The sequence below is a fragment of the Rhizobacter sp. P2_H3 genome, from assembly GCF_056403355.1.
This window is the reverse complement of the sequence record NZ_JBFUFQ010000077.1, coordinates 1-25,858: the sequence shown is the minus strand read 5'-3', so window position 1 is coordinate 25,858 and position 25,858 is coordinate 1. Positions and strand designations below refer to the sequence as shown.

The following is a 25,858-nucleotide window of genomic DNA, read 5'->3' as shown; positions in this document are numbered from 1 at the left end:
GCGCTAGCTGATTGGGCGAGCCGCCATCACGCCGGAACTTGCGCTGAGGACTCGGACGCGCGGCCTCGGAGTGGGCCAACAGCGTGCGGCTGCGCAGGCGGCTCAAGCCACGCTGTGGGTCGAACCACGCCAGACGGCGGTCGACGGGATTGAGGCGGGCGGTCATCGATCGAGGCGCGCGACCGAGAAGCGCAAGCCGCCAATGGTCGGCGCACCAGACGCGCGAGCGCCTTCGGCGCGGACGCGATCTTCCCACTCCCTGCGGCCAGCGCGGATCTCGGACAGATCTTCACTGCGGAAGACGCGGTCGCCGAGGCGCGCTTCCTTGCCGAGGAGGACATCGGTTTCGGCCTGCAGGTATGCGGCCAGCATGGTGGTTGCATGAATGCTCATGCAGCCATGCTCTGCAATCGGCTGTCACATTTTTAGGGGAGGAATGCGACAACGTTCCGCGCCGCAAATGGACTATGAACATTCGGAACGCGCTGCCGATCTGCGGACTAATGGCGTTTCGGGAAGAATCGACAACGAAATGCGGCTCGGTGCGAGCGGAGTCCTTTAAATCCACAATCCGCACATGATTACACCCAACCCATTTATAAATACCCCTCGCGCCAAGATAGCGTATCGGACCAAGAAGCCCCCCTATATTTTCCCGCTCACCATTCCTCAGCCAGGCTCGAATACCACGCTTATACTTTCCCCAGGGGTGAGATGCAATTCGGCAATATCATCGATTCCCAGATCTTTTCCATGATCAAGTATCAGGAATACGCCAGCTTGCGAGTTTGCGGCCGCAAGCAACGCGAAAAAACCTGCGTCTCTAGGCGTTAGCTCTAACGTCTTTCTCATATCTCGCCCCTCTTTTAGTGCCCAGGCTTTCACAGCTTTCACGACCGGTATACCAGTACCGGCTACATGGGCACTTGAGAATAATTTCAGCGTTGCTTCCTGATCAGGAGACGCCGCGCCGCTCGCAGCAGGCTTCGCTCCCTCTCCGACCGTGCGCCACTGCTGATAGAGAACTTCGGAGGTGTTAAACGGCTCCCCCGCTCCCTCGTCGCCTTTCCTCCACGCATAGCTTTGATCCGCAACTAGAGTTCCTTCTTGTCTGTCAACTCGGGTTACATATTGCCCTTCGTTCGCATTGGCACCACCCTTCAAATCGTAAGGCGATCCAATTGCGACACTCTTCAGAACGCGACTTCCATCATCAGGTGTAGGCACTCGACCAGTATAGTTTGATCTATATTTCTCCGAAAATGCCTTGGCGCGTGCCTCCTTCTCTATTTGCGGCAGTGAGCGCACCCCGCTTTTCAGCAGATCGTACTTCCTCAGGCCTTCGGCAACGTAACCTCTAAAAGCATCCGGATCGCCAGCTCCATCACCGGATTTTATTCCACGCACCGCTGTTTCACTCATTTCTTGAGTTAATTTTGGCCACATCTCCAGCCACTGCTGGTAACTGTTCCTTTGGCCTTCGAATTCTCGTAAGCGCTGGAGCAAAGGGGTATCTCGCGCCGGATCCCTGTTTTCCAACTCGAAATACATCATCCGGTCGGCGTTGATCCACCGCCAGTTCAGACCAGGCGCGCGTACTGGCGTCCAGTTGCGGATCTTGGAAGACTCATCGCCATCCCATTCCCRCTGTGCGACTTTGTCACCAAACAGTCGCTGGATCACACTTCGTTGGCGTTGAATCAACGGGCTCACATCTGCCATCGACTGCAGTGAATTCGATGCCGGCGTAAGCCGCGAGTCGACCGGTGGGCGTTCACCGCCGCGCTCAGAATCTATGGAGGATTTGGCCTCTGCGTTTCGCTGACCATCCGCGAAACTTCTCCCATCGATTGAAGACGTCAATTTCAATGCTCCTGCAGGCGAAGATCAACGGCTGCCAAGTAGTGCCCGACACAGCACAACAAGGGCTCCGGACACTAGCACCTGTGAACGCCTACTGGCATCGGCGCCATGCTGAATTCGGTCCTCCGAATCTCCGATGGCCGTGCCACCACATCCTGTTCGGTGGAAGAAAAGGTCGCTACCGGTAGCGCAGGCTTCAAAAGTCGTACCAGTGCTCGGTGACCACCGTCACGTCGATCGTCTTCACCTCGSCCGTATTGATTTCCGTCACCGTGCACCGCTGCACCCCACTCAGCGTATTGGCCCGACCCACGGTCGTCGGGGCAGCAGCATTGCGCCGGAACTGCGTCGTCGGCAAGTTGGGTGACATCGCGGTCGCGGCCGACCCCGACAATGTCGCCCAGGCGTAGGTGAAGACCCCCGCCCCGCCCTGGACCGTGAGCGTCACAGGGCTRGTGGTCACCGGCACGGTTGCACCGCGCGTCGCCGTGAAGCCCGAACCGTAGACGCTGGCCGTCGAAGCGGTCACCACGAACGATCCGCTGAAGACCTTGCGCGCAACACCATCGGTGCCGTACCGCCAGATCTCACGCGCCTTGCGCGGCGTTCGCTTGCCAGTCGCCTTGTCGACGAGAGCCGACAAGGCGAGTTTCAAGGCGTACTGGCCTCAGCCATGAGCCTCGCATCCGTGGTCGGGCCACTCATGTTCTCGAGCTTCTATTTCGTCTTTCGAGAGGAGTGGCCCGGGGCGATCTGGCTATCGGCCTTGCTTCTGAATACGCCTGCAGTTCCTCTCGTGCTCAGCTTGCGCTTCAATTTCACGCCGATTCCAGAGCACAGGTCGGGCTGAAGTGCTCATCTGGCGCCCCTCCACCGCCAGCATCTGTTCGAAAGTTATGTTCAGTCAGCATTCGCGACAAGCTTGACGAGCTCACCCCGCCGGCGGTGGTGAAGAACGGGGTGTCATGCGGGCCCTGAAGCACTCCCTCGCTGCGATAGCCATGCCGGCACAAGGGATCGCCTTGCCGCCAAGTTATTTCCGATATATCGTTAAACCGATATATCTTATTTGAGGCCTCATGTCCCGCCATCACTCCCGCCACGCGCACTCTGACAGTCCTCACCGCGGCCGTTGCGGTCATGAGCACGGCCACGATCACGAGCACGTGCGCAGCCAAGATCGCGGAGAAAGCGGCTCACACCGTCGGCTGTTCGCGCACGGCGACCTCCGTCTGCTCGCGCTGCACCTCATCGGCGAGCGCGCGAGGCATGGCTACGAGATCATCAAGGCGATCGAAGATCTCACCGGCGGGGCCTACAGCCCTAGCCCCGGCGTAATCTATCCGACGCTGACTTGGCTGGAGGAACTGGGCCACGTCAGTGTCGCGGCGAGCGAGGGGACAAAGAAGCTCCACACCATCACCGCCGAAGGACGCGTGCACCTTGACGTCTACCGACCCACCCTGGACGCCCTGCTCACCCGCATCAGGCCGCTCCAGACAGCGAGAACAGGTGCTGCATCGGCCCGCCTCGCGTCGGCCCTTGAGAACCTGCGGCACGCCCTGAAGAGCCGCCTCGCCCACGGCCCCGGCGACGCTCAGATCGAACAGATCGCCGCCGCGATCGACGCCGCCGCGCTGGCGGTCGACAAATCGTGACAGTTTCTCAACGCGTTGGACAACCCATGAACGACACATCCCCGACGACCGAATCGCTGCAGGCGCCAAGCGGCGTCAATCATCTCCTGCTCAACGTGCGCGATATCGAGGAATCGCACCGTTTCTGGACCGAGTTGCTCGGCTTCCGTCACGTCGCGACCTCGCGCCGTGAGCGCGCCGACGGCGGACCGCCCATGCGCTTCTACAGTGGCCTGAAGGACGGCAAGCTGCATCACCACGACATTGCGCTGTACCAGGAGTCGGGCCTGGAACCCGCCGACGCGGCGCGGCCGCAGGCGCTCGATCACGTCGCGATCGAGTACCCGAGCGAAGCCTCGTGGCGCGCGCGAATCCGCTTTCTCACTGAGCGCGGCGTCGCTCTGCATCGCGTGATCGAGCGCGGGGCCACGCACAGCATCCACCTGACCGATCCGAACGGCATCGCCGTGGAGCTGCTGTTCGAGTTGCCGCGCGAGCAATGGGAGCACGACATCGATGGCGCACTCAATCGCAGCGTGCTGAAGTCCTTGCCGACCTGAGCGCCGTCACGCCATCCTGGCGTTCCCGCGCACATGCCGGCGCGCACGCCACGGAGGATTCGCGCACCGCCACGCTGTCCAAATCGCGCAGACTGCCATCACCAGCTCGCGCCGTACGATGCCGCGCGCGCAAACGCGACGATACCGGTCAGGCGCTCCAGGCTGATTTGCTCCGCCATGGCACTTGTCAAGTGAGTTGCGCATGGATTATCAAAAGGGCGGCGAATATCCACACTCCTCTTCAACGCAATTTCGCGGTGAAGGAGATGGCAATGACGATGAAGGCGATCCGGCTGCACGAGTTCGGCGGTCCGCAGGTGCTCCGCCATGAGGACGCCCCGGTGCCCGAGCTGAAACCGGGCGAGGTGCTGGTTCGCGTCATGCGGTGGGCATCAACCCGCCCGACTGGTACCTGCGCGAGGGCTACAAGAACCTGCCGCCCGAGTGGAGGCCGCCGGTGCCCTTCCCTGTCATTCCCGGGACGGACGTGTCGGGCGTCGTCCAGGCCGTCGCGGGCGATGTGGATCGCTTCGCCGTGGGCGATGAAGTGTTCGGCATGGTCCGATTCCCTGGCCTCAAAGGCGAGGGGGCCGCGTATGCCGAGGTCGTCGCGGCGCCGGCGTCAGACCTGGCGCACAAGCCTGCCGGCATCGATCACGCGCACGCCGCGGCGGCACCGATGGCCGGGCTCACCGCATGGCAGTTCCTGATCGAGCTGGGACACGATCACGCCAACCCGCTGCAAGCGGAACGCCATCGCCCGGTGCCGCTGCGTGGCAAGAGGCTGCTCGTCAATGGCGCGGCGGGCGGCGTGGGGCACCTGGTCGTGCAACTGGCGAAGTGGAGCGGCGCGCCGCCGACTGTTCGTGTCGTTTCGCTCATGCGAAGCGACCTGTCCGCGGTGCTGGTGGCGCTGGAGGGCACGCGACGCGGGCGAGTGAGCGTCGAGCACGTCCTGAACGTACTGGGCCGGTTGAACGCGGGGCCGGCGCCGGCGAGTGCCGCCACAGCGCTGCAGGTATTGACGCCACCGCTGGCCAACACCGAGCGCTATGACCGCCTGCGCGCTGTCAGCACCGAGGAGGCCGACCATGCCCGACGYAGCCATGGCGGCACGCGCGGAGTGCGTCATGCTCAACAAGGGTCCGCTCCTGGCCGAGGGCATCGATGCGCTGAGTGGCTTGATGAGACGCATGGCCGCGCATCAATTCAAGAAGACACCCGCACTGCGGCAGCTGCGAAGCAGGGTCACGGACTGATCTGTCATCGCGAGGCTGCGGTGCCCGCGTTTCAGGGGCATGTTCACAGCGGCGACATGGCGCCCACATAGGCTTGCGGCTTTCCCTCCCGACGGAGCAAAGCTTGCCAGATTCTTCCACTCGACCCCACACCGCGCAGCGCCCACTGGACCCGGATCGACGCAAGTTGATCAAGATGGGACTGGCTCTTCCCGCCCTCAGCGCCGGTTCGCTCCTTGCCGCATGCGGGGGCGGTTCCGACTCGACGGACACCGTGCCGCCTGCGTCCCGGCAGGTTTCCAGCTTCGGGCTCGTCGTGCTGCCCGACACCCAGTTCTACTCGCGTTATGCCACCGAGGAGACCGGCAACCAGTTCGACAAGCGCTACGGCAGCACGCCCTACCTGGCGCAGACGCAGTGGATCGTTGACAACGCAGCCGCGCTGAAGATCCCATTTGTCATCCACGTGGGCGATGTCGTCGATCAAGTCCAGAAGCCGCAGCAATGGCAGGTCGCGGATCGGGCCATGAAGGTGCTGGAGGACAAGAAGCTGCCGTATTCGATCCTGGCTGGCAATCACGACGTGCTGAGTGACATCGGCTACGAAGGCGACCAATCCGCAGGCACCGATGCCCAACGCGTACTGGCCGATGAGCCGTATCTCCAATGGTTCGGCACCGAGCGTGCGAAGAAGCAAAGCACGTTCGGCGCACGTGACCCCAGTGGTTTCCACGAGTACCACGTCTTCGCCGCCGAGGGGCAGCGCTTTCTGGTGTTGTCGATGTCATGGCGCGCCTCCGACAACGGCATCGCGTGGGCCAACGGCGTGTTGAAGGCGAATCCCACCTTGCCGGCCATCCTGGTCAACCACGAACTGATCCGGATCGACGCGGACGGCGTTTCCCCGCTCGAGGTCGGCTACGGGCTCATGCTCTGGGAGCAACTGATCAAGCGCAACGACCAGATCTTCATGACCGTCAACGGCCACTTTCACGGCTCGGCCCGCAAGACCAAGATCAACGACTTCGGAAACGCCGTCGAAGAAATGGTGGTCGACTATCAGATGGCCTATCAGGGCGGCAATGGGCTGTTGCGCTTCTATGAATTCGACCTGACCCACAACGAGATCAAGGCCCTGTCTTTCTCGCCCTGGGTCCGGAACAAGCCCTCCGCCACCCTGAATGCCTTCGACCAGGTGATGCTGCGCGACGGCAACAACGAGTTCGTGATCAAGATGGACTTTGCCCGCCGCTTTGCGGGCTTCGCGCCGGATTTCAAGGTCGCCGCGCCCAGCGCCACATCGCTCGCAACCGTGGCCACGTCGATGATGCTCGATGGCTTCAAGGGCATTGTCGAGGCGCCGGCCGTTGCGCCTGCGAACGTCGAGGACTATCCGCACGTGGCCGAGACGGTGGCCCACTGGCGCTTCTTCGGTGGCACCGACGGCGCGGCGCTTGCCGACCGCCAGGTCATCGCCGATGCCTCGGGCCGTGSCGCCCMCCTGACGCGGGCGGCGCTGACCGAGCCTGCCGGCAATGCGGCGCAATTGTCGGATCTCCAGTGGAGCCACGACCACCACCGGCTGTCGTCGGCCACCGGGAGCGTGCACTTCAGCAACACGGAGGGTTCGCGCCTGAGCTACTTCATGACCGATGCCGCGGCGGCCCTGAACAGCGCCACCTTCGAAACGACTGGCTACACCATCGAGGCATTCATCAAGCTCGACAAGTCCTGGACCACCCGCAATGCCTGGATGAACATCATGACGCGCGGCGGGTGGAACCGCAATTTCCCGGGGTTCCAAGGATGGGATGCCTCGCCGCCCGTGCAATTTGCCATCTCCAACCTGAAAGAGGTGCAGTTCGAGGTCATTCCTCAGCTGCCGGCACCGGATTCGGCGCGTGCCAACTGGTCCGGCGAGATCCTGCTGGACAGCTGGCTGCATGTTGCCGTCGTCAACGACCCGGTCGCCAAGGAGACGACCCTGTATGTGGAGGGCGCACCCGTCCTGCGCAACACCATCGACACCGTCGGCTTGGCCTCGCAAGGGTTGCCGTGGGTGGTGGGGGCGGGCTATTACCAGGGCAATGGCCCCGGGGGCGGATTCCTGGGTGGCATGGGCGAGGTTCGCATTGTGGCCAAGCCATTGCCGCCATCACAGTGGCTGACGGCTCGCGCACGGCCATGAGGAAGGCGTACGGGTCGTGTCCATTCAGCTTGGCCGACTGAATCAGGCTCATGGGGGCCGCCGCTGACCGACCATCCTGTTCAGTGGCTTCATAGGCGGGCGCAAGGCTCCTGCGTCGCGTGGATCGGGTCAACATGACTTCGCTGTGCGCTTGCGACTGGCTGGCCCTAGCCGAGAACGCAGCGCACGTGAAAGTCCGCTGCGCGTCGCAGACCTGTCCACCGATTGCTAGTGCGGGCCCGAGCGTCGTGCCACGTCGTCATCATCGTCAGCTGGGTTCCCGTGGACCCACACCTGTCGGCACCGCGACTGCGTTCTTGCGGCAGGGCTGGCGCAGCGTCGTCTCGCAGCTCGGACGCTCCGATGCATGCGCGTAGGGCAAGTAGCCGATAACAATGCTGGAAAGACGCATCTTGTCGTGCCAGACCGTATTGGTCGACGGAGTCTTGCGGTTTCCGAACACCCAGTACCCGGTCTGCGACGGCGTATCGATCGTCACGCGCAAGCTCGACCCCGCGCGAAAGACGTGCGCGAACTTTTGGAGCTCGACGCGAAGCAAGGTGGGCTCGTTCGGAACCAGCGTCTTCACGCTTGCTTCGGTGAAGTCGCCCCACGGCCGAAGAGTGGAAGACCTCGACTCATCCAGTTGCCGCTTCGAAGCGCGAAGCCATCCCCGCTGCACGAACATCTCCATGCCGTCGGGTCGCACTTCCGACAACGTGACTTGAACGTCCGTGTCGCTGTCGGTCGTACTCAGCCACAGATCGACAGAACCCTCCCCGTAGTAGCTCAGATCCTGAGGCAGCGCTGCGGTGGTGAATGTCAGCTGGCCATCAGGGGCACTCACGTCCGCCCAGCCCTCGGCGACGGGGTTGTTGACCGAGGGACTGTCCACGGGATAGCGGTAGCTGCTGGACGCCGCTTGTGCGCTCGCCGGTTCGTCCGCGCCGAGGCCTCCGTCAGCCCGCATCCACAGCCGCATCGGCGTGACCTTGACCGGCAGGCGGTCGAGCCGCGTGACCGCGGTCGGAACCGCCGCCAGCGTCGCTTTCGGATCTTTCGGCGTTTGCAGCTCCTGCAACAGATGAAGGTGCGGCTCCTGTTCGAACCCGTTGTCTTCGCCTTTGACGAAGTGCGCGTAGAAGCGCTTCTGGACCTCGAACACGTAGTCGGAGATGTAGCTGGTCTCGTGCGTCCCGTTCGAGCTTATCAGCCACATGTTGTCGGGCGAGAGGGTGTCCTCGTAGTAGCCCATGCGCGTGCCAACCTGCTCGTCCTGCCAGGCCTGGGTGCCGAGCGTCGGGATGTCGATGTAGCCGGTGGCGAACATCGCACTCCTCTGGGCGTACAGCGCGTCGTAGTGCGGATCGGTGTCTAGCCACCTGAGCCAGTCGAGATCGGGTCGTCGCAGCTTCGCGATGTTGGCGGCTGCGGTCTGCTCGCACGCGATGTCGCCATCGTCTTTTGCCACCGCCGCCGCGGCCTGCCAATAGGCTGGGAACCTGCCGATCCACGCCGCCGGAAAGCCGATGTTCTGGATGCCGCCCGGGTACTCGACATCGCGGTACGGATCGGTCACGTCCTTGCCGGGCGCGATGGCCAGCAGGTGCTCCGGGCGCTGTGAAGCGACCCAGAGCTGGTTGTAGCCGGCATACGAGTCGCCGACCATTCCCACGCGGCCATTCGACCAGTTCTGCCGGGCCGCCCATTCGACGGCGTAGGCGCCTGCGGCACCGACCGTCGCGTCGAACACGCGGTCGTCGCCGCTCGAACAACCGGTGCCGGGGACGTTCAGGCCCATCACCGCATAACCTTGGTCCAGCCAGCGCCGTCCGAGATTCGGGGCGCTGCCCGATGCGTAGCCGTCGTACTCGATTAGCACCGGATAGGTCCCGGTCGAGTGGGGCAGCGACACCGAGTAGCGCATCTTGTTGCCATTGGGCAGCGTGATGTAGCCCCATTGGTGTATCGGCCCGTCCGACGGTGGATCCGACGGATCGCCTCCACAAGCTGCCAGAGCGATCAGGACGACCCCGCACGCTGCCCTTTGCCGATGCCTACGACCTGAACGCTGGACCATGCAACCATCTCCGTTGTACGTTGAGAATGCGAGCAGACCGAGTCCGTGAGCTGGCCTGCGTCGACGACTCCATGTTGCGCAACGGACATTAAGAAGTTTTTAATGACGCCCCTTCATGCTGAAGGCGTCACGTCAAGTCAAGAAGTAGAACCATGAATATCCTGCTGGTCGAGGACGACGACATGCTGGCGCAGGCCGTCTCCTCGGGCCTGAAGCAGAACCAATGGAGCGTCGACTGCGCCAACGACGCCGCGGCTGCGCGTCTGGCGCTGCTCGACCACCACTACGCCGCCGTCCTTCTGGACCTGCGGCTTCCGGACGCGTCGGGCCTCACGGTGCTGTCGGCGCTGCGTGCCCGCTACGACGCGACCCCCGTGCTGATCCTGACCGCACGCGACCAGCTCAGCGATCGCGTTCGGGGCCTGGATGCCGGCGCCGACGACTATCTCGTCAAGCCGTTCGAACTCGACGAGCTGTACGCCCGACTGCGAGCCTTGATGCGCCGCAGCCAGGGGCTGGTGTCGAAGACCTTGTCGATCGGCGACATCGTCGTGGACCCTGCGAGACGCCAGGTCACGAGGGCACGGAAGGCGGTCGGACTGAGCTCCCACGAGTACCTGACCTTGCTCGCGCTGATGGAACGGCAGCGGCGCGTGGTCTCTCGCGACCAGCTCGAAAGACTCGTCTATAGCCATACGGATTGCGTCGCGAGCAACACCATTGCCGTCTACGTTCATCAACTCCGACGCAAGCTCGGCGAGGACTTGATCGAGACCGTGCATGGATTCGGCTATCGAATCGGAGCGCCGCAACCATGAGCTCGCTGCGCGTTCGTCTGATTGTGGCGATTCTGGCCGTCGTGCTGGCGCTGTCCTCCGGGTGGCTGCTGTGCATCGCCTGGTTCAAGCTGCGGGCCAACGCCAACCAGACCGACGCCGCACTGCAGGCTTCGGCGGATCTGATCCTGTTCTACGTGCCGGACAGGATCGGCGTTGCCCATTCGTTGCCTTCCTCGGCACAGTACCCGATGACCATTCAGCTGTTGGCCGATCGTCGCATCGTCGCGCGAACACCCGATGCGCCAGCCTCGCCGATGAAGGCAAGCTTCTCCGACGGCTTCTCCAACGTATGGATCGGCCATCAGTACGTGCGCGTCTACGCCGCTTCCGATGCCGATGGCAGGCTGCAAGTGCAGGTCGGGCGGTCATTGGAACCGTGGATCGCCGACATCTGGAAGGCGGTCTGGTTCGGCGTCGCGAATGTCGCCGGCCTGCTGCTGCTCGTCGGCACCGCGGTCTGGTGGGTAACGCGTCGGTCGTTCCGTCCGGTGACCGCGGTTCGCGTCGCGCTCCACCAGCGGCCCGCGCTAGACCTGTCGGCGCTCCCCATGCGGGGCCTGCCTGACGAGATCCGGCCGCTGGTCGCCTCCTTTAATCACCTGCTCGACCGACTGAAGCGCGCGGTGGAAGGCGAGCGCCGCTTCATTTCCGACGCAGCGCATGAACTTCGCACACCGTTCGCGGCGCTGTCGGCGCAGGCGCACGTGGCATTGCATGCGAGCCGCCCGGACGAGAAAGACGACGCGCTGCGGCAATTGACCGCCGGCGTGAACCGCTGCTCGCGGCTGGCGGCACAGCTGCTCGAGCTTGCGCGACTCGATGCCGCTGCCAGCGGCGAGCAGCACACCTTGCTCGAGCTGTCCAAGCTGGTCGAGATCGTCGTGCAGGACTTCGAGGGCGTCGCGCGGCAGAAGGACCACCACCTGAGCGCCGAGCTCGCGCCGTGCCTGATACAAGGCGACATCGATGAAATCGGGATCCTGCTTCGCAATCTTGTCGACAATGCACTTCGATTCACGGCGGCCGGCGGCCGCGTCGTGGTCTGCTGCGGGATCGTCGACGTCGAGGGAGTCGCTCGCGCGGTACTGTCAGTTGCCGACGACGGGCCTGGGGTTCCAGGGCCCGAACGCGCCAAGATCTTCGAACGCTTCTATCGCGTGGCCGGCACAGGCCAATCGGGCAGCGGCATCGGCCTGTCGTTGGTGAAACGCATTGCGCAACGGCATGACGCCGACATCGACATGAGCGATGGACTCGACGGCGCTGGGGTGTGCCTGTCCGTGCGCTTCAAACCGTGCAGCGCAAGCTCTGCGCCGCGGTGACGAGCTCGGAGTCGGGTGCCACGGCTTCCTCAGCGAGGTGTTGCCGACAATCCGCCGCGCTCCACCGGATTGGCGCTTCGCGCGCGTTCGCGCTCGGCCTCGTACTCGCCATGTTCAGGCATCCGCTTGAGCCGGACGGGCCAGCGCCGGTTCGCAGTCGTGGCCCCTTCAGTTCACGTTGCTGATCACCTTCGTCCTGTACCTCGCGTTCAGGCGATTCGGCGAGCGGTAGCCCAGCGTGGAATGGCGGCGCCTCCGGTTGTCGAAGAGGGCAATGTAGTCGAACAGCTCAGCCCTGGCCTCTGGAAGGCGAAAAGCAGAGGGCACCGCACCGCTCCCAGATTGCCGGCCACTTTGGCCGGCGACGGGGGAGTAGGTCAACTGTCGACGGCCTCTTGGGCGCACAAGGGCTTACCCTCAGGTTTCTCGAGAAGCGCTCAGCCCGGGAAACGAGATCACCCCTTCAAGAGCCACCATGTCCGGCCCCCTCCCCCGCGTACGAGAGGATCCTCGGCGCGGTCCCTTGGGGGCCAGCGGCGCACTGCAAATCGACCTGCCGGTACCGACGCTCCTCAAGCCGCTCCGCGACGCCGGCCACGCAGCCAGTGCCATCCGAACGGCAGTACCAGCAGCACGCCGAGGCCCAGGTGCAGGAAGGCCGCCGCTGCGCCAACGGCCTCGTCGCCGGCGTAATAGATGATCACCGCGCTCGCCGCCAGCGCCAGCAGCAGCACGCCCAGCACCAGCCCGCTGGCGCGTTGGCGTCGGCGCCGCCAGCCCGATCGCATGTGAACGCTCCACAGCGCTCCCACTAGCATCAGCAGCGCAAAACCGCCTGCCGCATGCGCGGCCGCCCAGCCGATGCGCGCACCCGCCGCCAAGCGCCAAGGCAGGGCCAGTTCGCCGCGCAGGACCAAGGTGGTCGGCGCCAGCAGCGCGCCGCTGACCAGCATCAGCAGCATCGCCCCGATGAGGGCTGGTACGAACCAGCGCGGGTAGCCTTTCATGCGCCCGACCCTGGCTCGATCAAGCTGCCGCCGAGCCGCCGCACTCGCTCGTGGCGCTCGCCGGCGGTCGCGGTGGCCGCCACCTTGGTGAGGGCATCCGCACGCCAGGCCGTGCGCGCGAGAACCGTCCACACGCCCGCTTCCGCCAGCTGTGCTGGCGGCGCGACGATGCGGGCGGGGAAGGACGCATCCTCCGCCCCAGGTGCGCTGACGCGCGTGCTGGCGATTGCCGCGTCGCGCAATACACCCAACGGCTGCAGCGTGCCGTCGAGTTCGCGCCGGTGCACCGGCAACGCGAGGTCACCGAACACGCGCAGGTCCCCGCCGGCATTGACCCAGCCGCTGGCCACGCCGCATCCCCGCATGCGTCGGATCGCATGGTCGACCGCGAAGCCCTTGGCAATGCCGTCCAGCGTCAGCCGCACCGGCCGCCGCAGCCGCGCCCGGCCGGCGCCGAGCACGATGTCGGCATCCGTCCCGCGCGGCAGCGGGGCCGGCCCTCCGTGGTCCGGCAGTTCGCCGCGGCGCACCATCAAGCCGCCGACGGTGCAGTCGAAGGCGCCGCCGCTGGCCCGCATCGCGGCACGCGCCAGGCGCAGCACACGCAGCGTGAGCGGATGCAGCGCCACGTCGCGCCCCGGCGCACGGTTCAGGCGAGTCAGGTCGCTGGCCGGCGCGTGGAAGCTCATGTGCCCCTGCACCTCGTCGATCGCCTCGAAGGCGAGCCGCAGGCCGCGCTCGGCGTCGGCCAGCGAGTCGGCATGCGCCGCCACCTCGACATAGGTGCCGAGCAAGGGGCGCATGCGGCGCACTTCAGGCATGGGCGGCCAGGAACAGCTTGTGGATGGCCAGCAGCCGCTTCACGCCGTCCATCACGTTGCGGCACGACAGCGTCGCGCCGCTGATGTTGGGCACGTCCTGGTCGAGCTTGAAGGGATCCGCCAGGGTCTTGCCCACCAGCGACTTCCGCCAGGCGGCATCGCGCACCTGGCCGCCGTGCGTCTCGCGGTAGCTCATGATCTCCACGCCCAGCACGTGTCCATCCGGCGAGATCGCAGTGGCATAGGTGATGAACTCGTGTTTGCCGATGACCTCGTCGACGAGCATCCAGCCCTGCAGCGCGCCGTCGCGTTCGACACGCCAGACCTTCTGCTCATCCCATCGCTGGCGCAGGCCGGAGGCCGACTTGATGCGTTCCCGCTGCTCGTCGTTGAACTTCAACGGCTGCTCGACGAAATCCTTCGCCGCGGGGAACAGCAGGGTCTGCGCCTGCGCGGCGCTGAGGTAGTCGACCGCAAAAGCCGGCGACACCAGCGCCACGCCCGGCAACAGAAAAACCGACCAGTCACGAGCCTTCATGCTGCCTGGACCTCAGAAGTTGTAGCCGACCTTGATGCGCACTTCGTTCTTGGTCTTCTCGATCAGGTGCAGGTGCGCATCGGACTGGCCGTCGTAGCGCTCGCCGCCGCCGCGCAACTGCTTGAAGGCGGTGAGGGTCGCCCACCATTGCTGGCCGGCCCAGTGCAGCGAAGGCCCGGCAAACAGTGACCAGCGTTCGAGGCCCACCTCGGTCTCGTACTCGGTCTCGTGCACCGCCTCGGCGCCGATGAACCAGCCCGGCGCGAAGCGGTACGACAGGCCGGTGCCGTACTTGAAGTTGATCTCCATCTCCGGGTCGGTCGGCCACTCGTAGCCGTCCGGCAGGTCGGCGATCGCCTTGCGTTTCTCGTAGGCAGYGCGCAGGCCGACGTTGCCGACCCAGACGAGCTGGCCTTCCATGAAGTACTTCTGCGCCTGCAGCTGGGTCTCGAACTCGATCTCGCGCTTCTTCTGACCCGAGTGCACGTCGAGGAAGCCGTACTCCAGGCTACTCGTCATCGACAGGCCGAAGTCGTCCTTGGCCGGGCTCAGGAAGTTGTACTTGACCCCCAGTTCGATGCCCTGCAGGCGCAGGCCGTACTTCTCGTCACGCGGCAGGTAGCCGTTGATCACCAGGCCCGAGGTGTCGATGCCCAGGCCGTTGAGCTCCGCCGACACCTGGAAGCGGTCGGTGACGCCGTACTCGATCTCCGACTTGGTGTCGATCGCGCGATAGGTGCCTGCACCCTTGTTCGAGCGCTGCGTGACCCACTGGTAGAACTCGGCCGAGCCCTTGGGCAAGGTTTCGGCACCGCGTACGTAGCCGAACAGGTTTTCATCGGCGTGCGCGGACACGGACAGCGCGAGCGCAACGGCACCGAGCAGGGAGAGGCGAAGCAGGGACATGGGAATTTCCAGGGGTGAGCAAAGGCAAATGCGAATGACTTGCAGTCATATTCTACCGAGGAACCAGCATCCGGCCGGCCACRCTGCCTCCCCGCGCACTAGCGTGCTTCCTGTTGTCTTCTTGGATGACTCCCTCAGTGCAATACGAGTTTCCTAAGGCTCGCCTAAGCCATCGCTAAGACTTGGCTAAGCGGCGTCGAACCAACATCGGTTTGATGAATATCCCGCTGAGCCCCGAGCTGCCGACTCCGGTAACGGATACCTTCCTTGCGCGTGCTTCGGAGTTCGACCGCAGTGCCGGCGAGCGGGTTACCCATGCCTTGCTGCTGCTGATCGGTGCCTTGGTCCTGTTGCGCCTTGTCGGCATGGCGGGACTGCCATTGATGGACACGACCGAGGCGCGCTATGCAGAGGTCGGCCGCAAGATGCTCGAACTCAACGACTGGATCACGCCTTGGCACGACTATGGTGTTCCGTTCTGGGCCAAACCGCCGTTGTCGTTCTGGCTGACCGCATTGAGCATGAAGTGCTTCGGGGTCAACGAATTCGCAGCACGTCTGCCGCACTTCCTGTGCATGGTCCTCGTGGCTGGGCTCTGCTGGCGCCTTGCAAACTCTCGCCGCGACACTCCGCCGCTAGCTTGCATCGGCCTACTCGCCGGTGCTGCCCTGTCGCTGCTCGCGGCGGGTGCCGTGATGACCGACGAGGCGCTCACGTTGGGGACGACGCTGGCGATGGGCGGCCTTTGGCAAGCCTTGCATGGCCCGCGACGCCGCACCGGATGCGTACTCCTGTTCACTGGTCTGACCATAGGGCTGCTGGCTAAGGGCCCGCTCGTACTCCTGTTGGTCGGCCTGCCAACGGTGGCATGGGCAACGCAAACGCGACAGCTGGGCCGTTTGTGGAAAGAGGTGCCGTGGCTCATCGGACTGGCCATGTCTGTGGCGGCAGCTGGTTGGTGGTACATCGCTGCCGAACTGAAGACGCCGGGCTTCATTGACTATTTCATCGTAGGGGAACATTGGCACCGCTTCGTCACCCCAGGGTGGTCGGGCGACCGTTACGGTTTCGCCCACGCCTTCGCTCCGGGCACGATCTGGGTCTTCGCACTGGTGGCGACGCTCCCGTGGCCGCTGGTGCTGCTTGCGGTCGCCCTCGACCGCCGGAGGGCCACGGCTGACCCGTTCAACGAGGAAACCGACCGGCGTTCGTGGCGTCTCTACCTGGCCTGCTGGTCGCTCGCCCCTTTGGTGTTCTTCACAGCCGCGCGCAACATCATCCTGCCGTATGCCCTGCCTGCCTTACCGGCGATGGCCCTGTGGGCCAGCCAATGGTTGCGCGGCCGCGTCGGAGCCGAACGCATGAATGCCTGGATCGTCGCAGGCCTCGTGTTTTCGATAAGCAGCACGCTGGTGACCGCTATTGAGGCCGAACGCGCCGGCACCTTCAGCAACAACTCCGCCAAGGCTGTCGTTGGCGTTTGGGCAGCCCATCGACATCAAGGCACCGAACCGTTGGTGTTCGTCACGGAACGCATGCACTCGGCATCGTTCTACAGCGGCGGCCGTGCGGAGTTCGCGAGCAGCGCCGCAGAGGCCCTGCAGCGCGTCGCCGCGAGTGGCGGATTCGTCGTGCTCCGGCAAGAGGACACTGACAGCCTTGCTCGATTCAACTGTGTCGCGGAGCGAAACTCGGTCGGTGGGTTCACTTTGCTGCACCTGCATCCGCCCCCACCGGAAAATGGTGGCCAGCCGCCTTGCGCGAATGCTGCGGCCGACAGCGACATCTACCGAGGGCCACACCGTGCTCCGCCGTTGCACGCGCCTGGCCGGACAATCCGCTGAGCAGATTCAAGAATTCGAAGCGGCCCCACACGCGGACGCTCCGGTTGGAGTCGGCATCCCCGGGTTCCGGAGGGAACTTGAACTAATTTCCTGCGGCTAGAAAGAGCGGCGCGCGTTCAGGCTCAGCGGACGGAGCCGCGTGCTGAATCGGCCCGATTGAACAAGACGAGCATCAGCGCGAACCATGCGGCGCCCGCGGCAAAGCCGGCCACTACATCGCTTGCGAAATGCGCGCCCAGGTAGATGCGGCTGAAGCCGACCCAACCTGTCATCGCAGCCGCCACCGCCCACACACCTACCCTCGCCTGCCAACGAGGCAACCGATCGCACCACCACAGCGCGAGCAGGCCGTAGAAGACCGCGGCCGCCATGCTGTGCCCGCTCGGGAAACTGTAGCTGTGCAGCTCGGCCGCATACGCACTGAAGGCCGGCCGCGGCCGCATGAAAATCTGCTTCAGCCCGCTGTTGACCAACGCCTCGCCCAGCATCGTCGTCGCGAACACGATGGCCCAAGGCCGATCATTCAGCGACCACAGCACCAACACCACGACCGACGACAACAGCGTCAACCCTAGCGTTCCATGCACGGCACTCACGAAGGCCATCGGCGCATGCACCCACGGTGACGGGTCGGCCTGCAGAGCAAGGCCCAGCCACAGGTCGACGTTCACGAACGAGTGCGTGTGCAGCGCCGAGTGCGCGACGGCCGCAAAGAGCAGCGCAGCAACCGCCAGCACCAGCAACGGGACGGACACGCGCCGCCGCCACGGGGCAGCGCGCATTGGGAGGAAGAGTGAATGCGAGACCATCACGAGCGAGACATCAGGTGGAAGGAAGCGCGGCAGAAGGCAGCGCCTGCGGATGCGGCGCCGCCCAGCGGTCGAACACAAGGTAGAGCACTGGCGTGACGAGCAGCGTCACGACCTGCGAGAACAGCAGCCCGCCGACGATCGAAACGCCCAGCGGCTGGCGCAGCTCGCCGCCGGCGCCCCAGCCCAGCGCGAGCGGCAGCGCGCCCATCAGCGAGCACAGCGTCGTCATCATGATCGGGCGGAAGCGCAGCTCGCAGGCCCGCACGATCGCGTCGTGCGCGCCCAGTCCCTCGCTGCGGCGCGCCTCGATCGCGAAGTCGATCATCATGATCGCGTTCTTCTTGACGATGCCGATCAGCAGCAGGATGCCGATCATCGCGATGAAGCTCAGCTCCAGCCCGCACAGGCGGATCGCCAGCAGCGCCCCCAGCCCCGCCGACGGCAGGCCGAGCAGGATCGTCAGCGGGTGGATCCAGCTTTCGTACAGCATGCCGAGCACCACGTAGATGGTGGCCACCGCGATCAGGATCAGCCACAGCTGCGAGCCCTGCGACTGCTCGAACAGCGCCGCCTGCCCGGCGAAATTGCCGACCACGGTGTCGGGCATGCCGATCTGCGTGCGCGCGGCGTCGATGGCCGCGCGCGCCTCCGACAGCGAGCGGCCGGGCGCCATGTCGAACGACAGCGTCACCGCCGGCAACTGCATCTGGTGGCTGACCGACAGCGCGCCGTTCGCGCGGTCGACGCGCGCAAACGCAGCCAGCGGGATCAGTGTCGCCCCGGCACCGCGCACCTGCAGCGACAGGATGTCGGCCTCGGTGCGGCGCTGCCGGTCGGCGATCTCCATGATCACCGGGTAGCTGTCCTCGGCGGCATAGACGGTCGACACCTGGCGGCTGCCGTACGCAGCGTTCAGCGTGTTGCGCAGCGACGCCATGTCAACGCCGAGCAGCGCGGCCTTGTCGCGGTCGACACCGAGCCGCGCGAGCATGCCGTTCTTCTGGTCGTCGCTGGCCACGCCGACCAGCACGGCGGAGCGGCCCATCTCGGCGGCCAGGTACTCGGCCCAGCGGCCGAGGTCGGCCGGCCCGACCGCCTGCAGCGTGTACTGGTAGGTGCTCTTCGCGCTGCGCCCGCCGACGCGCAGGTTCTGCACCGGGCTGAACAGCACCTGCACGCCGGGCAGGTACGCGGTGTCGGCGCGCAGGCGCCGGATCACCCCGGCCATCGGCCCGCGCTCGGTCTTGTCCTTCAGCTCGATCACCAGCGCCGTGGTGTCGTGGTCGACCTTGGCGGCCACCGTGGCCACCGCCGGGTCGGCCATCACCGTCGCCTGGATGCGCCGCAGCACGGCCAGCCGACCTTCGTACGACATGTCCTCGGCGGTGTCGATGTTGGCCGAGAGCTGGCCGATGTCCTCCTGCGGGAAGAAGCCTTTCGCGGCACTCTGGTAGAGCCACACCGTCAGCCCGATCGTCAACACGCCGCCGGCCAGCACCAGGGCCCGGTGACGCAGCGCCCAGGCCAGGCTGCGCAGGTAGGCAGCGAGCATCGCGTCGAACCCGCGGTCGAACAGGCGGGCCGCGCGGCCCGGCGCGGTGGGCGTGTGCGGTGGGGGCGGTGCATGCGGCCCGACCAGCCGCGGCACCAGCATCGGGATCAGCGTCAGCGCGACCGCGACCGACACCAGCACCGACACGCTCAGCACCACCGCGAACTCGTGGAACAGCCGCCCCACCGTGCCCGGCATGAAGAAGATCGGAATGAACACCGCCACCAGCGAGACCGAGATCGACATCACCGTGAAGCCGACCTCGGTGGCGCCGCGCAGCGCCGCCTGCGCCGGCGCCATGCCGTCGTCGATGTGGCGGCTGATGCTCTCCAGCACCACGATGGCATCGTCGACCACCAGCCCGACGGCGATGGTCAGCCCCATCAGCGAGATGTTGTCCAGGCTCAGGCCCAGCGCCAGCATCGCGCCGAAGGTGGCGAACAGCGAGACCGGGATCGTGATGGCCGGGATCGCCACCGCGCCGAGCCGGCGCAGGAACGCCAGCATCACCAGCACCACCAGCGCGATGGTGACGACCAGCGTGACGTTGACGTCGTGCAGCGCCTGGCGGATGGAGGTGGAGCGGTCGCTCAAGGCCTGCAGCGTGACGCTGGTCGGCAGGCGCGACTGCAGGCGCGGCAACGCGGCGCGGATCGCGTCGACGGTCTCCACCGTGTTGGCGTCGGGCTGGCGCCGCACGTTCAGCAGGATCGATGCGCGGCCGTTGACCTCGCTGGTGTTCTGCACGTTCTCGATGCTGTCCAGCACCTCGGCCACGTCCGACAAACGCAGCGCCCTGCCCTGGCGGTTGGCGATCACCACGCGCGCGAAATCGGCCGCGTTCATCAGGCCGCCGTCGATCTGCAGCGTCATCATCTGGCGCGGGCTGTCGAGCTGGCCGATCGGCGCATTGGAGTTGGCCGCGCGCAAGGCATTCGCGAGCTCGGCCAGCGTCAGGTCGACGGCCGCCAGGCGCTGAGGGTCGACCTCGACGCGCACCGCGTAGCGCTTCTGGCCGCTCACCTGCACCTGCGCGACGCCCTTGATCGAGGCCAGCGTCGGCACGACCAGGTTGTCGCTGAAGGCGTTCAGCGTGCTCAGCGGCATCGCGCTCGAGCTGAGCGCGACCAGGATCACGGGCGCATCGGCCGGGTTGACCTTGACGTACGACGGCGGCGTCGGCAGCTCGGGCGGCAGCGAGCGCGCGGCGCGGAACAGCGCGGCCTGCACGTCGGCGGCAGCCGCGTCGATGTCGCGCGACGGATCGAACTCGAGCGTTATCTTGGTCTCGCCCTGGATGCTGGTCGAGCTGCTGGCGAGCAGGCCGGGGATCGCGGAGAACTGCTTCTCGAGCGGCGTGGCCACCGAGCTCGCGATGTTCTCGGGGCTCGAACCGGGCAGGTTGGCGCTGACCTGGATGGTCGGCGTGTCGTGCCGCGGCAGCGCCGAGATCGGCAGCTGCAGCCAGCTCGCCGCGCCGGCCACCACGACGGCGATCCAGAACAGCATCGTCGCGATCGGGCGCTGCAGGCAGAAGGCCGCGACGTTCATGACGGCAACCCCGGTGCCGACACGGTGCCCACCTGCGCCTGCACGCCTTCGCGCAGGTTGCGGGCGCCTTCGACGACGATGCGGTCGCCGTCGGCCAGCCCGCGCACCACCGCGCGATCGTCCTGCACGCGCAACAGCGACACCGGCCTCAGCGCCACGCGGTCCGCGGCGTCGAGCAGGTAGACGAAGGCGCCGGACGGCCCGTTCTGCACGGCCTGCGGCGGCAGCAGCGCCACGCCCTGGTCGGTGCCTGCGTCCATCTCCAGCCTCGCGAAGCCGCCGGGCCACAAGCTGCGCTGCGCATTCGGGAACGAGGCCTTCAGGTCGACGGTGCCGGTGGCGGTGTCGGCCAGGTTGTTGACGAAGACCAGCGTGCCGGCCACGTGCGTGCCGTTGCCGAGGTCCAGCTGCGGCGCGACCGCGCGCACGTCCTTCAGCGATTGCGTGGCCTGCAGGATGCGCCGCAGGTCGGCCTCGGGCACCGTGAAGGCCACGCCGATCGGATCGAACTGCAGCAGCGTGACCAGCGGGCTCGCGGACGCGGTCTGCGCGAGGCTGCCCGGGTGCACCGACAACTGACCGCTGCGCGCGCTGATCGGCGCGGTGATGCGGGTGCGCTCCACGGCCACGCGCGCGCTCGCGACGTCGGCCAGCCCCGCGCGGTGCTGCGCTTCGAGCGCGGCCAGCTTGCCGGCGGCGGCCTCGACCGCGCTCGGCGAAATGAAGTTGTCCTGCGCGAGCTGCCGGGCGCGTGCCAGCTCACGCTGCGCATCGCCGAGCTGCGCGGTGAGTTGCGCCACCTGCGCGTTGGCGCGGTCGAGCTGCACGCCGGCATCGCTCGCATCCAGCGTGAACAGCAGCTGGCCGGCGGTCACGTCGTCGCCCTCGCGGAAGTGCACCGCTCGCACGCTGCCATTGACCTGCGGCCGCACGTCGACCTGGTTGAGGGCGACCAGGTGGCCCTGCACGGCCAGGCGCACCGGCACATCGACCAGGCGGGCGCGCAGCACCGTCACCAGCGGCGGCTTCGAGGACACAGGCTTCGTGGCGGCGCTCGACGCGACCTGCGTGGACATCCACAACGCGAAGGCGGCGCCGCTCAGCAGCGCGAGCGACGCCAGCGTCGCGATCCAATGGGTTCGACTCATGGGTTCACTGTGCCGGCTGCGCACTTAATGGCGACTTAGCGCATGCCGCATTCCGTGCGATCCCCCACGACCCGGGGGACTGGCCGCTGCGTCTTAAGGATCGACTAACCCTCGCCTTTGCACAGTGCAGGCATGCCGAACATCAGACTCCTTGCTGCGCTGATCGCCTGCGGCGCACTGTGCCCGTTGGCCGTGCGTGCCGACGACGACCCCGTGGCGCCCGCCGCCGCCGAGCTGCCCTCCGACGAAAGCCTGGAGCAATCCGGCGCAGTCATCGGCGAGATCCGCATCGACAACCTCGACATCTTCGAYACSCGGCTCGACGAAGAAGACAACGCCGYGTTCCGCCTCGCGAACTGGCTGCACATCCAGACSCGGCGCGAGACCATCGAGCAGCAGCTGCTGTTCAAGCCCGGCGARCGCTACAGCGCGCGGCTGCTGCGCGAATCGGAGCGCACGCTGCGCGCCAACGGCTACCTGCGCGATGCGGCGATCCGCGTCGAKGCAGTTCACGACGGCGTGGTCGACATCGTGGTGGCCACGCAGGACGTGTGGACGCTGAAGCCCGGCGTGTCGTTCGGCCGCAAGGGCGGGCGCAACAGCAGCAGCGTCGGCATCCAGGAGACCAACCTGCTGGGCCGCGGCAAGCAGCTCGGGCTGGACATCCACTCCGGCGTCGACCGCAGGTCGAAAGCGCTGACCTACCAGGACAATCAGTTGCTCGGCAGCCGCTGGACGCTGACGGGCGAGTACGACGACAACAGCGACGGGCGCGCGCAGAAGCTGGCGCTGGAGAAGCCGTTCTATGCGCTCGACACACGGAGCGCCGGCGGACTGTCGCTCAGCAACGAGCGCCGCATCGACTCGGTGTACTCGCAAGGCCAGGTCGTCAACCAGTACGACGTGGCCGCCCGGCACGCAACGGCCTACACCGGCTGGTCCGACGGCCTGCACGACGGTGCTGTGCTGCGCTGGACCGCCGGCCTCACCTTCGACGAGCAGCGCTACACCGCGCTGGCTGCACAAGGCAGCGCCAGTGTCGCGCCGGACGGGCGGCGCCTGCTGTATCCGTGGATCGGCTTCGGCTGGATCGAGGACCAGTTCATCGCCACGCACAACCAGGACCAGATCGGCAAGACCGAGGACATCGCGCTGGGCTGGAACGTGCGCGGCCGGCTCGGCGCGGCCTCCAGCCGGTTGGGCTCCGACCGCACGGCCGGCGTGTTCGATGCCGGCTTCTCGAAAGGCTGGATGCCGAGTCCGTCGCAGACGTGGCTGCTGGCCGGCACGGCCGAAGGCCGCGTCGAGCGCGAAGGACTCAGCGGCAGCCTGTTCAAGCTGTCGGGCCGCTGGTACCTGCGGCAGTCGACGCAGCGCTCGCTGTTTGCCGGCGTCAGCATCGACCGCGGCGTGCGGCTCGACCCCGACCAGCAGATCACGCTCGGCGGCGACACCGGGCTGCGCGGTTACCCGCTGCGCTACCAGAGCGGCAGCGGCCGCTGGCTGGCCACCATCGAGCAGCGGGCCTATTCCGACTGGTTCCCGTTCCGGCTGTTCCACGTCGGCGGCGCAGTGTTCTACGACATGGGCCGAACCTGGGACGGCGTGCGGCCGGGCGACTCGGCCCAGGGGCTGCTGCGCGACGCCGGCGTCGGGCTGCGCTTGGGCAACAGCCGCTCGGGCCTGGGCACCGTGGTGCACGTGGACGCAGCCTTCCCGATGGACGGCGACAAATCCATCAAGAAGGTGCAGTTCATCGTCGAAGCCAAGCGCAGCTTCTGAGGCCGCCGGCTTCTGAGTGCTTAAGTGACCTCTAAGGCCAGGAAGCGCAGCATGGCCGCCCCTCATGGACAACTTCCACCTCTTCGAGCTGATCAACGCACCGGCCGAGCTGCATCCGACACGCCTGCTGCTGGCCTTGCTCGTCGCGCGCTGGCTCATCTGGCTGCTGCCGCCGGCGCTCGGCATCCTGTGGCTGCGTACGAGCCACGACACGCGGCGCGAGATGCTGCACTTGATCGTGGCGACCATCTGCGCGGTGGCGATCGCCGAGCTCGTGCGCCATGCGTGGCCGCACCCACGACCCTCCGCGCTGCGGCTCGGCCACCACTACCTCGCCCACGCCGGTGACTCCGGCCTGCCCAGCGACCAGGTCACGGTGGTGTGGGCGCTGGGGCTGGCCGCGCTGTGGACGCAGCGCCTGTCGGTGCTGTGCTTTCCGCTGCTGGCCGCTGGCTTGCTGCTCGGCCTGGGGCGCGTCTACGTCGGCGTGAACTTCCCATACGACATCCTGGCCGCGCTGCCGGTGGCGCTGGCGGGCGCGCTGGCCGCGTGGGGGCTGCGGCGCCCGCTGGCACCACTCGCCACGCGGGTGATGGAGTCCTATGATCGATGCGCCCGGCACCTGCGAGCACGCTTGCGTGGGATGACTGCATGAGAGTCCTGTTGATCGAAGACGATGCGATGGTCGGCAAGGCGGTGCACCGCGGCCTGGTCGATGCGGGTTTTGCTGTCGACTGGGTTACTGACGGACGCTCCGGCGAACTGGCGCTGGGCAATCGCGTCTACGACGCCGCGATCCTCGACCTGGGCCTGCCGAAAAAGGACGGCATGGCGGTGCTGCACACGCTGCGCAACGCGCACAACTCGGTTCCGATCCTGATCGCCTCCGCGCGCGACACGGTGCGCGATCGCATCGACGGGCTGGAGGCCGGCGCCGACGACTACCTGCTGAAGCCCTTCGACCTCGACGAACTGGTGGCGCGCATGCGCGCGCTGGTGCGCCGCCATATGGGCAGCGGCACGCCCTTCCTGAAGGTCGGCTCGCTGATGCTGGACCCACTGCGCCGCCAGGTGATGCAGGCAGGCGTGGAGGTGGAGCTGTCGCCACTGGAGTTCGCGGTGCTCGAGGCGCTGATGCGTCGGCCCGGTGTCGTGCTGTCGCGCGAACGCCTGGAAGAGGCCGTCTACGGTTGGGGGGAAGAGGTCATCAGCAACGCGATCGAGGTGCACCTGCACAACCTGCGCAAGAAGCTCGGTGCCGCGGTGATCAAGAACATCCGCGGCGTCGGCTACCGGGTGACGCAAGACTGATGCGCTTGATCGAACGCTACCTGCTGGCCTGGCTGATGGGGGCGCTCGCGCTTGGCGGCCTGCTGGTCGCCATCGTCACCTACGTGGTCACGCTGGACGAGATGAACGAGGTGTTCGACGCCGACCTGAAGAACGTCGCGCAGTCGGTGGCACGCTACCACCGTGCCGCCTACAACGCGGGCCGCCACGACGCCCTGGCGCTGCCCGAGCGCGACGACACGCCCGAGGACGTCGAGATCGTCACGCTGACCTGGACCGCCGACGGCGAGCGCGTCTACGCCTCGGACCCGCGCGTGAAGCTGCCGTTCTCGCGCACCGAGGGCCTGGCGCGGCTCGATGTCGATGGCGAGGCCTGGATCGTCTACTCGAGCGTGGCCGCCGACGGCGTCGCGCAGGCGGCGCAGCGCGTCTCGCAGCGGCACCAGATGGCGGCCGAGTCGGGTGCGAAGGTGTTCCCGCCGATGCTGGTGCTGGTCGTCGTGGTCGGCGGGCTGTTGGTGTTCGGCCTGCGGCGCGGGCTGCAGCCGCTCGGCGACACGGCGCGCGACGTGGCGGCGCGCAGCGCGCGCTCGATGCTGCCAATCGCCACCGACGGCGTGCCGCGCGAGATCAAGCCGCTGGTGCTGTCGATCAACGACCTGCTCGGGCGGCTGTCGGAAGCATTCTCGGCGCAGCGCCGGTTCCTGGCCGATGCGGCCCACGAGCTGCGGACACCGGTGACGGCGCTGCGCTTGCAGGTGCACCTGCTGCGGCGCTCGGACAGCCCGGCCGCGCGCGAGGATGCGCTGGACGAGCTGGAGCAGGGCGTGATCCGCTCGGAGCGGATGGTGCAGCAGCTGCTGGCGGTGGCGCGCTCGGA

Annotated in this window: 22 protein-coding genes and 3 pseudogenes; 12 read left to right on the top strand and 13 right to left on the bottom strand. The window is 66.4% G+C overall.

Going from position 1 to position 25,858, the window contains the following annotated elements:
- Nucleotides 1-162 precede the first annotated feature (162 nt).
- The 3 genes from AC1D1T_RS16050 to AC1D1T_RS16040 all read right to left on the bottom strand — a co-directional run bounded on the left by AC1D1T_RS16050 (nucleotide 163) and on the right by AC1D1T_RS16040 (nucleotide 2,518).
- Complete coding sequence (locus AC1D1T_RS16050; RefSeq protein ID WP_477829750.1) at nucleotides 163-393, bottom strand: DUF6148 family protein; 231 nt, start codon at nucleotides 391-393, stop codon at nucleotides 163-165.
- A 276-nt stretch (nucleotides 394-669) separates the two neighbouring features.
- Nucleotides 670-1,722 carry a hypothetical protein gene (locus AC1D1T_RS16045; protein WP_477992139.1) on the bottom strand — a complete coding sequence of 351 codons (1,053 nt, stop codon included), beginning with the start codon at nucleotides 1,720-1,722 and terminating at the stop codon, nucleotides 670-672.
- A gap of 337 nt (nucleotides 1,723-2,059) precedes the next feature.
- The gene (locus AC1D1T_RS16040) at nucleotides 2,060-2,518 is read right to left on the bottom strand and encodes a hypothetical protein (RefSeq protein WP_477992138.1); all 459 of its coding nucleotides are present in this window, start codon (nucleotides 2,516-2,518) and stop codon (nucleotides 2,060-2,062) included.
- Between the two features lie 511 nt (nucleotides 2,519-3,029).
- On the opposite strand from AC1D1T_RS16040, the gene AC1D1T_RS16035 reads away from it, so the two are divergent.
- Both AC1D1T_RS16035 and AC1D1T_RS16030 read left to right on the top strand, forming a co-directional pair.
- A complete protein-coding gene (locus AC1D1T_RS16035) occupies nucleotides 3,030-3,521 on the top strand; it encodes a PadR family transcriptional regulator (protein ID WP_477826983.1) in 492 nt (163 codons plus the stop codon).
- 26 nt (nucleotides 3,522-3,547) lie between these two features.
- Nucleotides 3,548-4,060, top strand: a complete 513-nt coding sequence (locus AC1D1T_RS16030) for a VOC family protein (RefSeq protein ID WP_477826982.1) — start codon at nucleotides 3,548-3,550, stop codon at nucleotides 4,058-4,060.
- 98 nt (nucleotides 4,061-4,158) lie between these two features.
- Here the strand turns inward: AC1D1T_RS16030 and AC1D1T_RS16025 are convergent, their stop codons facing one another.
- On the bottom strand, nucleotides 4,159-4,389 hold the full coding sequence (locus tag AC1D1T_RS16025) for a hypothetical protein (protein WP_477992137.1): 231 nt from the start codon (nucleotides 4,387-4,389) through the stop codon (nucleotides 4,159-4,161).
- A gap of 56 nt (nucleotides 4,390-4,445) precedes the next feature.
- Between AC1D1T_RS16025 and AC1D1T_RS16020 the strand changes: the two are divergent.
- The 3 genes and pseudogenes from AC1D1T_RS16020 to AC1D1T_RS16010 form a co-directional block, all read left to right on the top strand.
- A pseudogene (locus AC1D1T_RS16020) lies at nucleotides 4,446-4,643 on the top strand (alcohol dehydrogenase catalytic domain-containing protein); the annotation flags it as partial.
- Nucleotides 4,644-4,946: 303 nt separating this feature from the next.
- A pseudogene (locus AC1D1T_RS16015) lies at nucleotides 4,947-5,156 on the top strand (IS21 family transposase); the annotation flags it as partial.
- A 338-nt stretch (nucleotides 5,157-5,494) separates the two neighbouring features.
- A complete protein-coding gene (locus AC1D1T_RS16010) occupies nucleotides 5,495-7,486 on the top strand; it encodes a LamG-like jellyroll fold domain-containing protein (RefSeq protein ID WP_477992141.1) in 1,992 nt (663 codons plus the stop codon).
- Here AC1D1T_RS16010 and AC1D1T_RS16005 read toward each other — a convergent pair.
- Nucleotides 7,476-7,565: pseudogene (locus AC1D1T_RS16005) on the bottom strand (transposase domain-containing protein); the annotation flags it as partial. The gene AC1D1T_RS16010 and the pseudogene AC1D1T_RS16005 sit on opposite strands and share 11 nt — an antisense overlap.
- Nucleotides 7,566-7,754: 189 nt before the next feature.
- Nucleotides 7,755-9,413 (bottom strand): CocE/NonD family hydrolase, encoded by a 1,659-nt coding sequence (locus tag AC1D1T_RS16000; protein WP_477826029.1) that lies wholly within the window; start codon nucleotides 9,411-9,413, stop codon nucleotides 7,755-7,757.
- 305 nt (nucleotides 9,414-9,718) lie between these two features.
- Between AC1D1T_RS16000 and AC1D1T_RS15995 the strand changes: the two genes are divergently transcribed.
- Both AC1D1T_RS15995 and AC1D1T_RS15990 read left to right on the top strand, forming a co-directional pair.
- Nucleotides 9,719-10,384 carry a response regulator gene (locus AC1D1T_RS15995; protein WP_477826028.1) on the top strand — a complete coding sequence of 222 codons (666 nt, stop codon included), beginning with the start codon at nucleotides 9,719-9,721 and terminating at the stop codon, nucleotides 10,382-10,384.
- The gene (locus AC1D1T_RS15990; RefSeq protein WP_477826027.1) at nucleotides 10,381-11,727 is read left to right on the top strand and encodes an ATP-binding protein; all 1,347 of its coding nucleotides are present in this window, start codon (nucleotides 10,381-10,383) and stop codon (nucleotides 11,725-11,727) included. Before AC1D1T_RS15995 ends, AC1D1T_RS15990 begins: the two co-directional genes overlap by 4 nt.
- Nucleotides 11,728-12,299: 572 nt before the next feature.
- Here the strand turns inward: AC1D1T_RS15990 and AC1D1T_RS15985 are convergent.
- The 4 genes from AC1D1T_RS15985 to AC1D1T_RS15970 are packed head-to-tail and all read right to left on the bottom strand — an operon-like array spanning nucleotide 12,300 to nucleotide 14,999.
- Nucleotides 12,300-12,734 (bottom strand): hypothetical protein, encoded by a 435-nt coding sequence (locus AC1D1T_RS15985; protein ID WP_477992136.1) that lies wholly within the window; start codon nucleotides 12,732-12,734, stop codon nucleotides 12,300-12,302.
- Nucleotides 12,731-13,537 (bottom strand): FAD:protein FMN transferase, encoded by an 807-nt coding sequence (locus AC1D1T_RS15980; protein ID WP_477826025.1) that lies wholly within the window; start codon nucleotides 13,535-13,537, stop codon nucleotides 12,731-12,733. The genes AC1D1T_RS15985 and AC1D1T_RS15980 overlap by 4 nt, the downstream gene beginning before the upstream one ends.
- Nucleotides 13,538-13,547: 10 nt before the next feature.
- Nucleotides 13,548-14,093, bottom strand: a complete 546-nt coding sequence (locus tag AC1D1T_RS15975) for an FMN-binding protein (protein WP_477826024.1) — start codon at nucleotides 14,091-14,093, stop codon at nucleotides 13,548-13,550.
- Between the two features lie 12 nt (nucleotides 14,094-14,105).
- A complete protein-coding gene (locus AC1D1T_RS15970) occupies nucleotides 14,106-14,999 on the bottom strand; it encodes a DUF6662 family protein (RefSeq protein WP_477992135.1) in 894 nt (297 codons plus the stop codon).
- 215 nt (nucleotides 15,000-15,214) lie between these two features.
- Between AC1D1T_RS15970 and AC1D1T_RS15965 the strand changes: the two genes are divergently transcribed.
- Nucleotides 15,215-16,843 carry an ArnT family glycosyltransferase gene (locus tag AC1D1T_RS15965; RefSeq protein ID WP_477992134.1) on the top strand — a complete coding sequence of 543 codons (1,629 nt, stop codon included), beginning with the start codon at nucleotides 15,215-15,217 and terminating at the stop codon, nucleotides 16,841-16,843.
- Between the two features lie 122 nt (nucleotides 16,844-16,965).
- Here AC1D1T_RS15965 and AC1D1T_RS15960 read toward each other — a convergent pair whose 3' ends face one another.
- The 3 genes from AC1D1T_RS15960 to AC1D1T_RS15950 all read right to left on the bottom strand — a co-directional run bounded on the left by AC1D1T_RS15960 (nucleotide 16,966) and on the right by AC1D1T_RS15950 (nucleotide 21,906).
- Entirely contained in the window at nucleotides 16,966-17,580 is a 615-nt protein-coding gene (locus tag AC1D1T_RS15960; protein ID WP_477992140.1) for a phosphatase PAP2 family protein, read from the bottom strand.
- Nucleotides 17,581-17,665: 85 nt separating this feature from the next.
- A complete protein-coding gene (locus tag AC1D1T_RS15955) occupies nucleotides 17,666-20,758 on the bottom strand; it encodes an efflux RND transporter permease subunit (protein WP_477992133.1) in 3,093 nt (1,030 codons plus the stop codon).
- Nucleotides 20,755-21,906, bottom strand: coding sequence for an efflux RND transporter periplasmic adaptor subunit (locus AC1D1T_RS15950; RefSeq protein ID WP_477826711.1), 1,152 nt, complete (start codon nucleotides 21,904-21,906; stop codon nucleotides 20,755-20,757). The genes AC1D1T_RS15955 and AC1D1T_RS15950 overlap by 4 nt, the downstream gene beginning before the upstream one ends.
- Before the next feature lie 132 nt (nucleotides 21,907-22,038).
- On the opposite strand from AC1D1T_RS15950, the gene AC1D1T_RS15945 reads away from it, so the two are divergent.
- From AC1D1T_RS15945 to AC1D1T_RS15930, 4 genes are all read left to right on the top strand, one after another.
- The gene (locus AC1D1T_RS15945; protein WP_477992132.1) at nucleotides 22,039-23,688 is read left to right on the top strand and encodes a BamA/TamA family outer membrane protein; all 1,650 of its coding nucleotides are present in this window, start codon (nucleotides 22,039-22,041) and stop codon (nucleotides 23,686-23,688) included.
- Nucleotides 23,689-23,752: 64 nt separating this feature from the next.
- Nucleotides 23,753-24,343: a phosphatase PAP2 family protein gene (locus tag AC1D1T_RS15940; RefSeq protein ID WP_477992131.1), complete on the top strand. Its 591-nt coding sequence runs from the start codon at nucleotides 23,753-23,755 to the stop codon at nucleotides 24,341-24,343.
- The gene (locus AC1D1T_RS15935; protein WP_477992130.1) at nucleotides 24,340-24,999 is read left to right on the top strand and encodes a response regulator; all 660 of its coding nucleotides are present in this window, start codon (nucleotides 24,340-24,342) and stop codon (nucleotides 24,997-24,999) included. The genes AC1D1T_RS15940 and AC1D1T_RS15935 overlap by 4 nt, the downstream gene beginning before the upstream one ends.
- Nucleotides 24,999-25,858, top strand: an 860-nt coding sequence (locus tag AC1D1T_RS15930; protein ID WP_477992129.1) for a histidine kinase dimerization/phospho-acceptor domain-containing protein, incomplete at its 3' end; no start/stop codon positions are given. The genes AC1D1T_RS15935 and AC1D1T_RS15930, both read left to right, overlap by 1 nt.

Excerpts from the sequence above, each read along its gene's own strand:
- AC1D1T_RS15985 (WP_477992136.1), bottom strand. The coding sequence starts at position 12,734 with ATGAAAGGCTACCCGCGCTGGTTCGTACCAGCCCTCATCGGGGCGATG.
- AC1D1T_RS16050 (WP_477829750.1), bottom strand. The coding sequence starts at position 393 with ATGAGCATTCATGCAACCACCATGCTGGCCGCATACCTGCAGGCCGAA.
- AC1D1T_RS16000 (WP_477826029.1), bottom strand. The coding sequence starts at position 9,413 with ATGCGCTACTCGGTGTCGCTGCCCCACTCGACCGGGACCTATCCGGTG.
- AC1D1T_RS15990 (WP_477826027.1), top strand. The coding sequence starts at position 10,381 with ATGAGCTCGCTGCGCGTTCGTCTGATTGTGGCGATTCTGGCCGTCGTG.
- AC1D1T_RS15980 (WP_477826025.1), bottom strand. The coding sequence starts at position 13,537 with ATGCGCCCCTTGCTCGGCACCTATGTCGAGGTGGCGGCGCATGCCGAC.
- AC1D1T_RS16025 (WP_477992137.1), bottom strand. The coding sequence starts at position 4,389 with ATGGCGGAGCACCTGCGGACCGCCGAACTCGTGCAGCCGGATCGCCTT.
- AC1D1T_RS15975 (WP_477826024.1), bottom strand. The coding sequence starts at position 14,093 with ATGAAGGCTCGTGACTGGTCGGTTTTTCTGTTGCCGGGCGTGGCGCTG.
- AC1D1T_RS15955 (WP_477992133.1), bottom strand. The coding sequence starts at position 20,758 with ATGAACGTCGCGGCCTTCTGCCTGCAGCGCCCGATCGCGACGATGCTG.
- AC1D1T_RS16030 (WP_477826982.1), top strand. The coding sequence starts at position 3,548 with ATGAACGACACATCCCCGACGACCGAATCGCTGCAGGCGCCAAGCGGC.
- AC1D1T_RS15935 (WP_477992130.1), top strand. The coding sequence starts at position 24,340 with ATGAGAGTCCTGTTGATCGAAGACGATGCGATGGTCGGCAAGGCGGTG.
- AC1D1T_RS15940 (WP_477992131.1), top strand. The coding sequence starts at position 23,753 with ATGGACAACTTCCACCTCTTCGAGCTGATCAACGCACCGGCCGAGCTG.
- AC1D1T_RS15950 (WP_477826711.1), bottom strand. The coding sequence starts at position 21,906 with ATGAGTCGAACCCATTGGATCGCGACGCTGGCGTCGCTCGCGCTGCTG.
- AC1D1T_RS15995 (WP_477826028.1), top strand. The coding sequence starts at position 9,719 with ATGAATATCCTGCTGGTCGAGGACGACGACATGCTGGCGCAGGCCGTC.
- AC1D1T_RS15965 (WP_477992134.1), top strand. The coding sequence starts at position 15,215 with ATGAATATCCCGCTGAGCCCCGAGCTGCCGACTCCGGTAACGGATACC.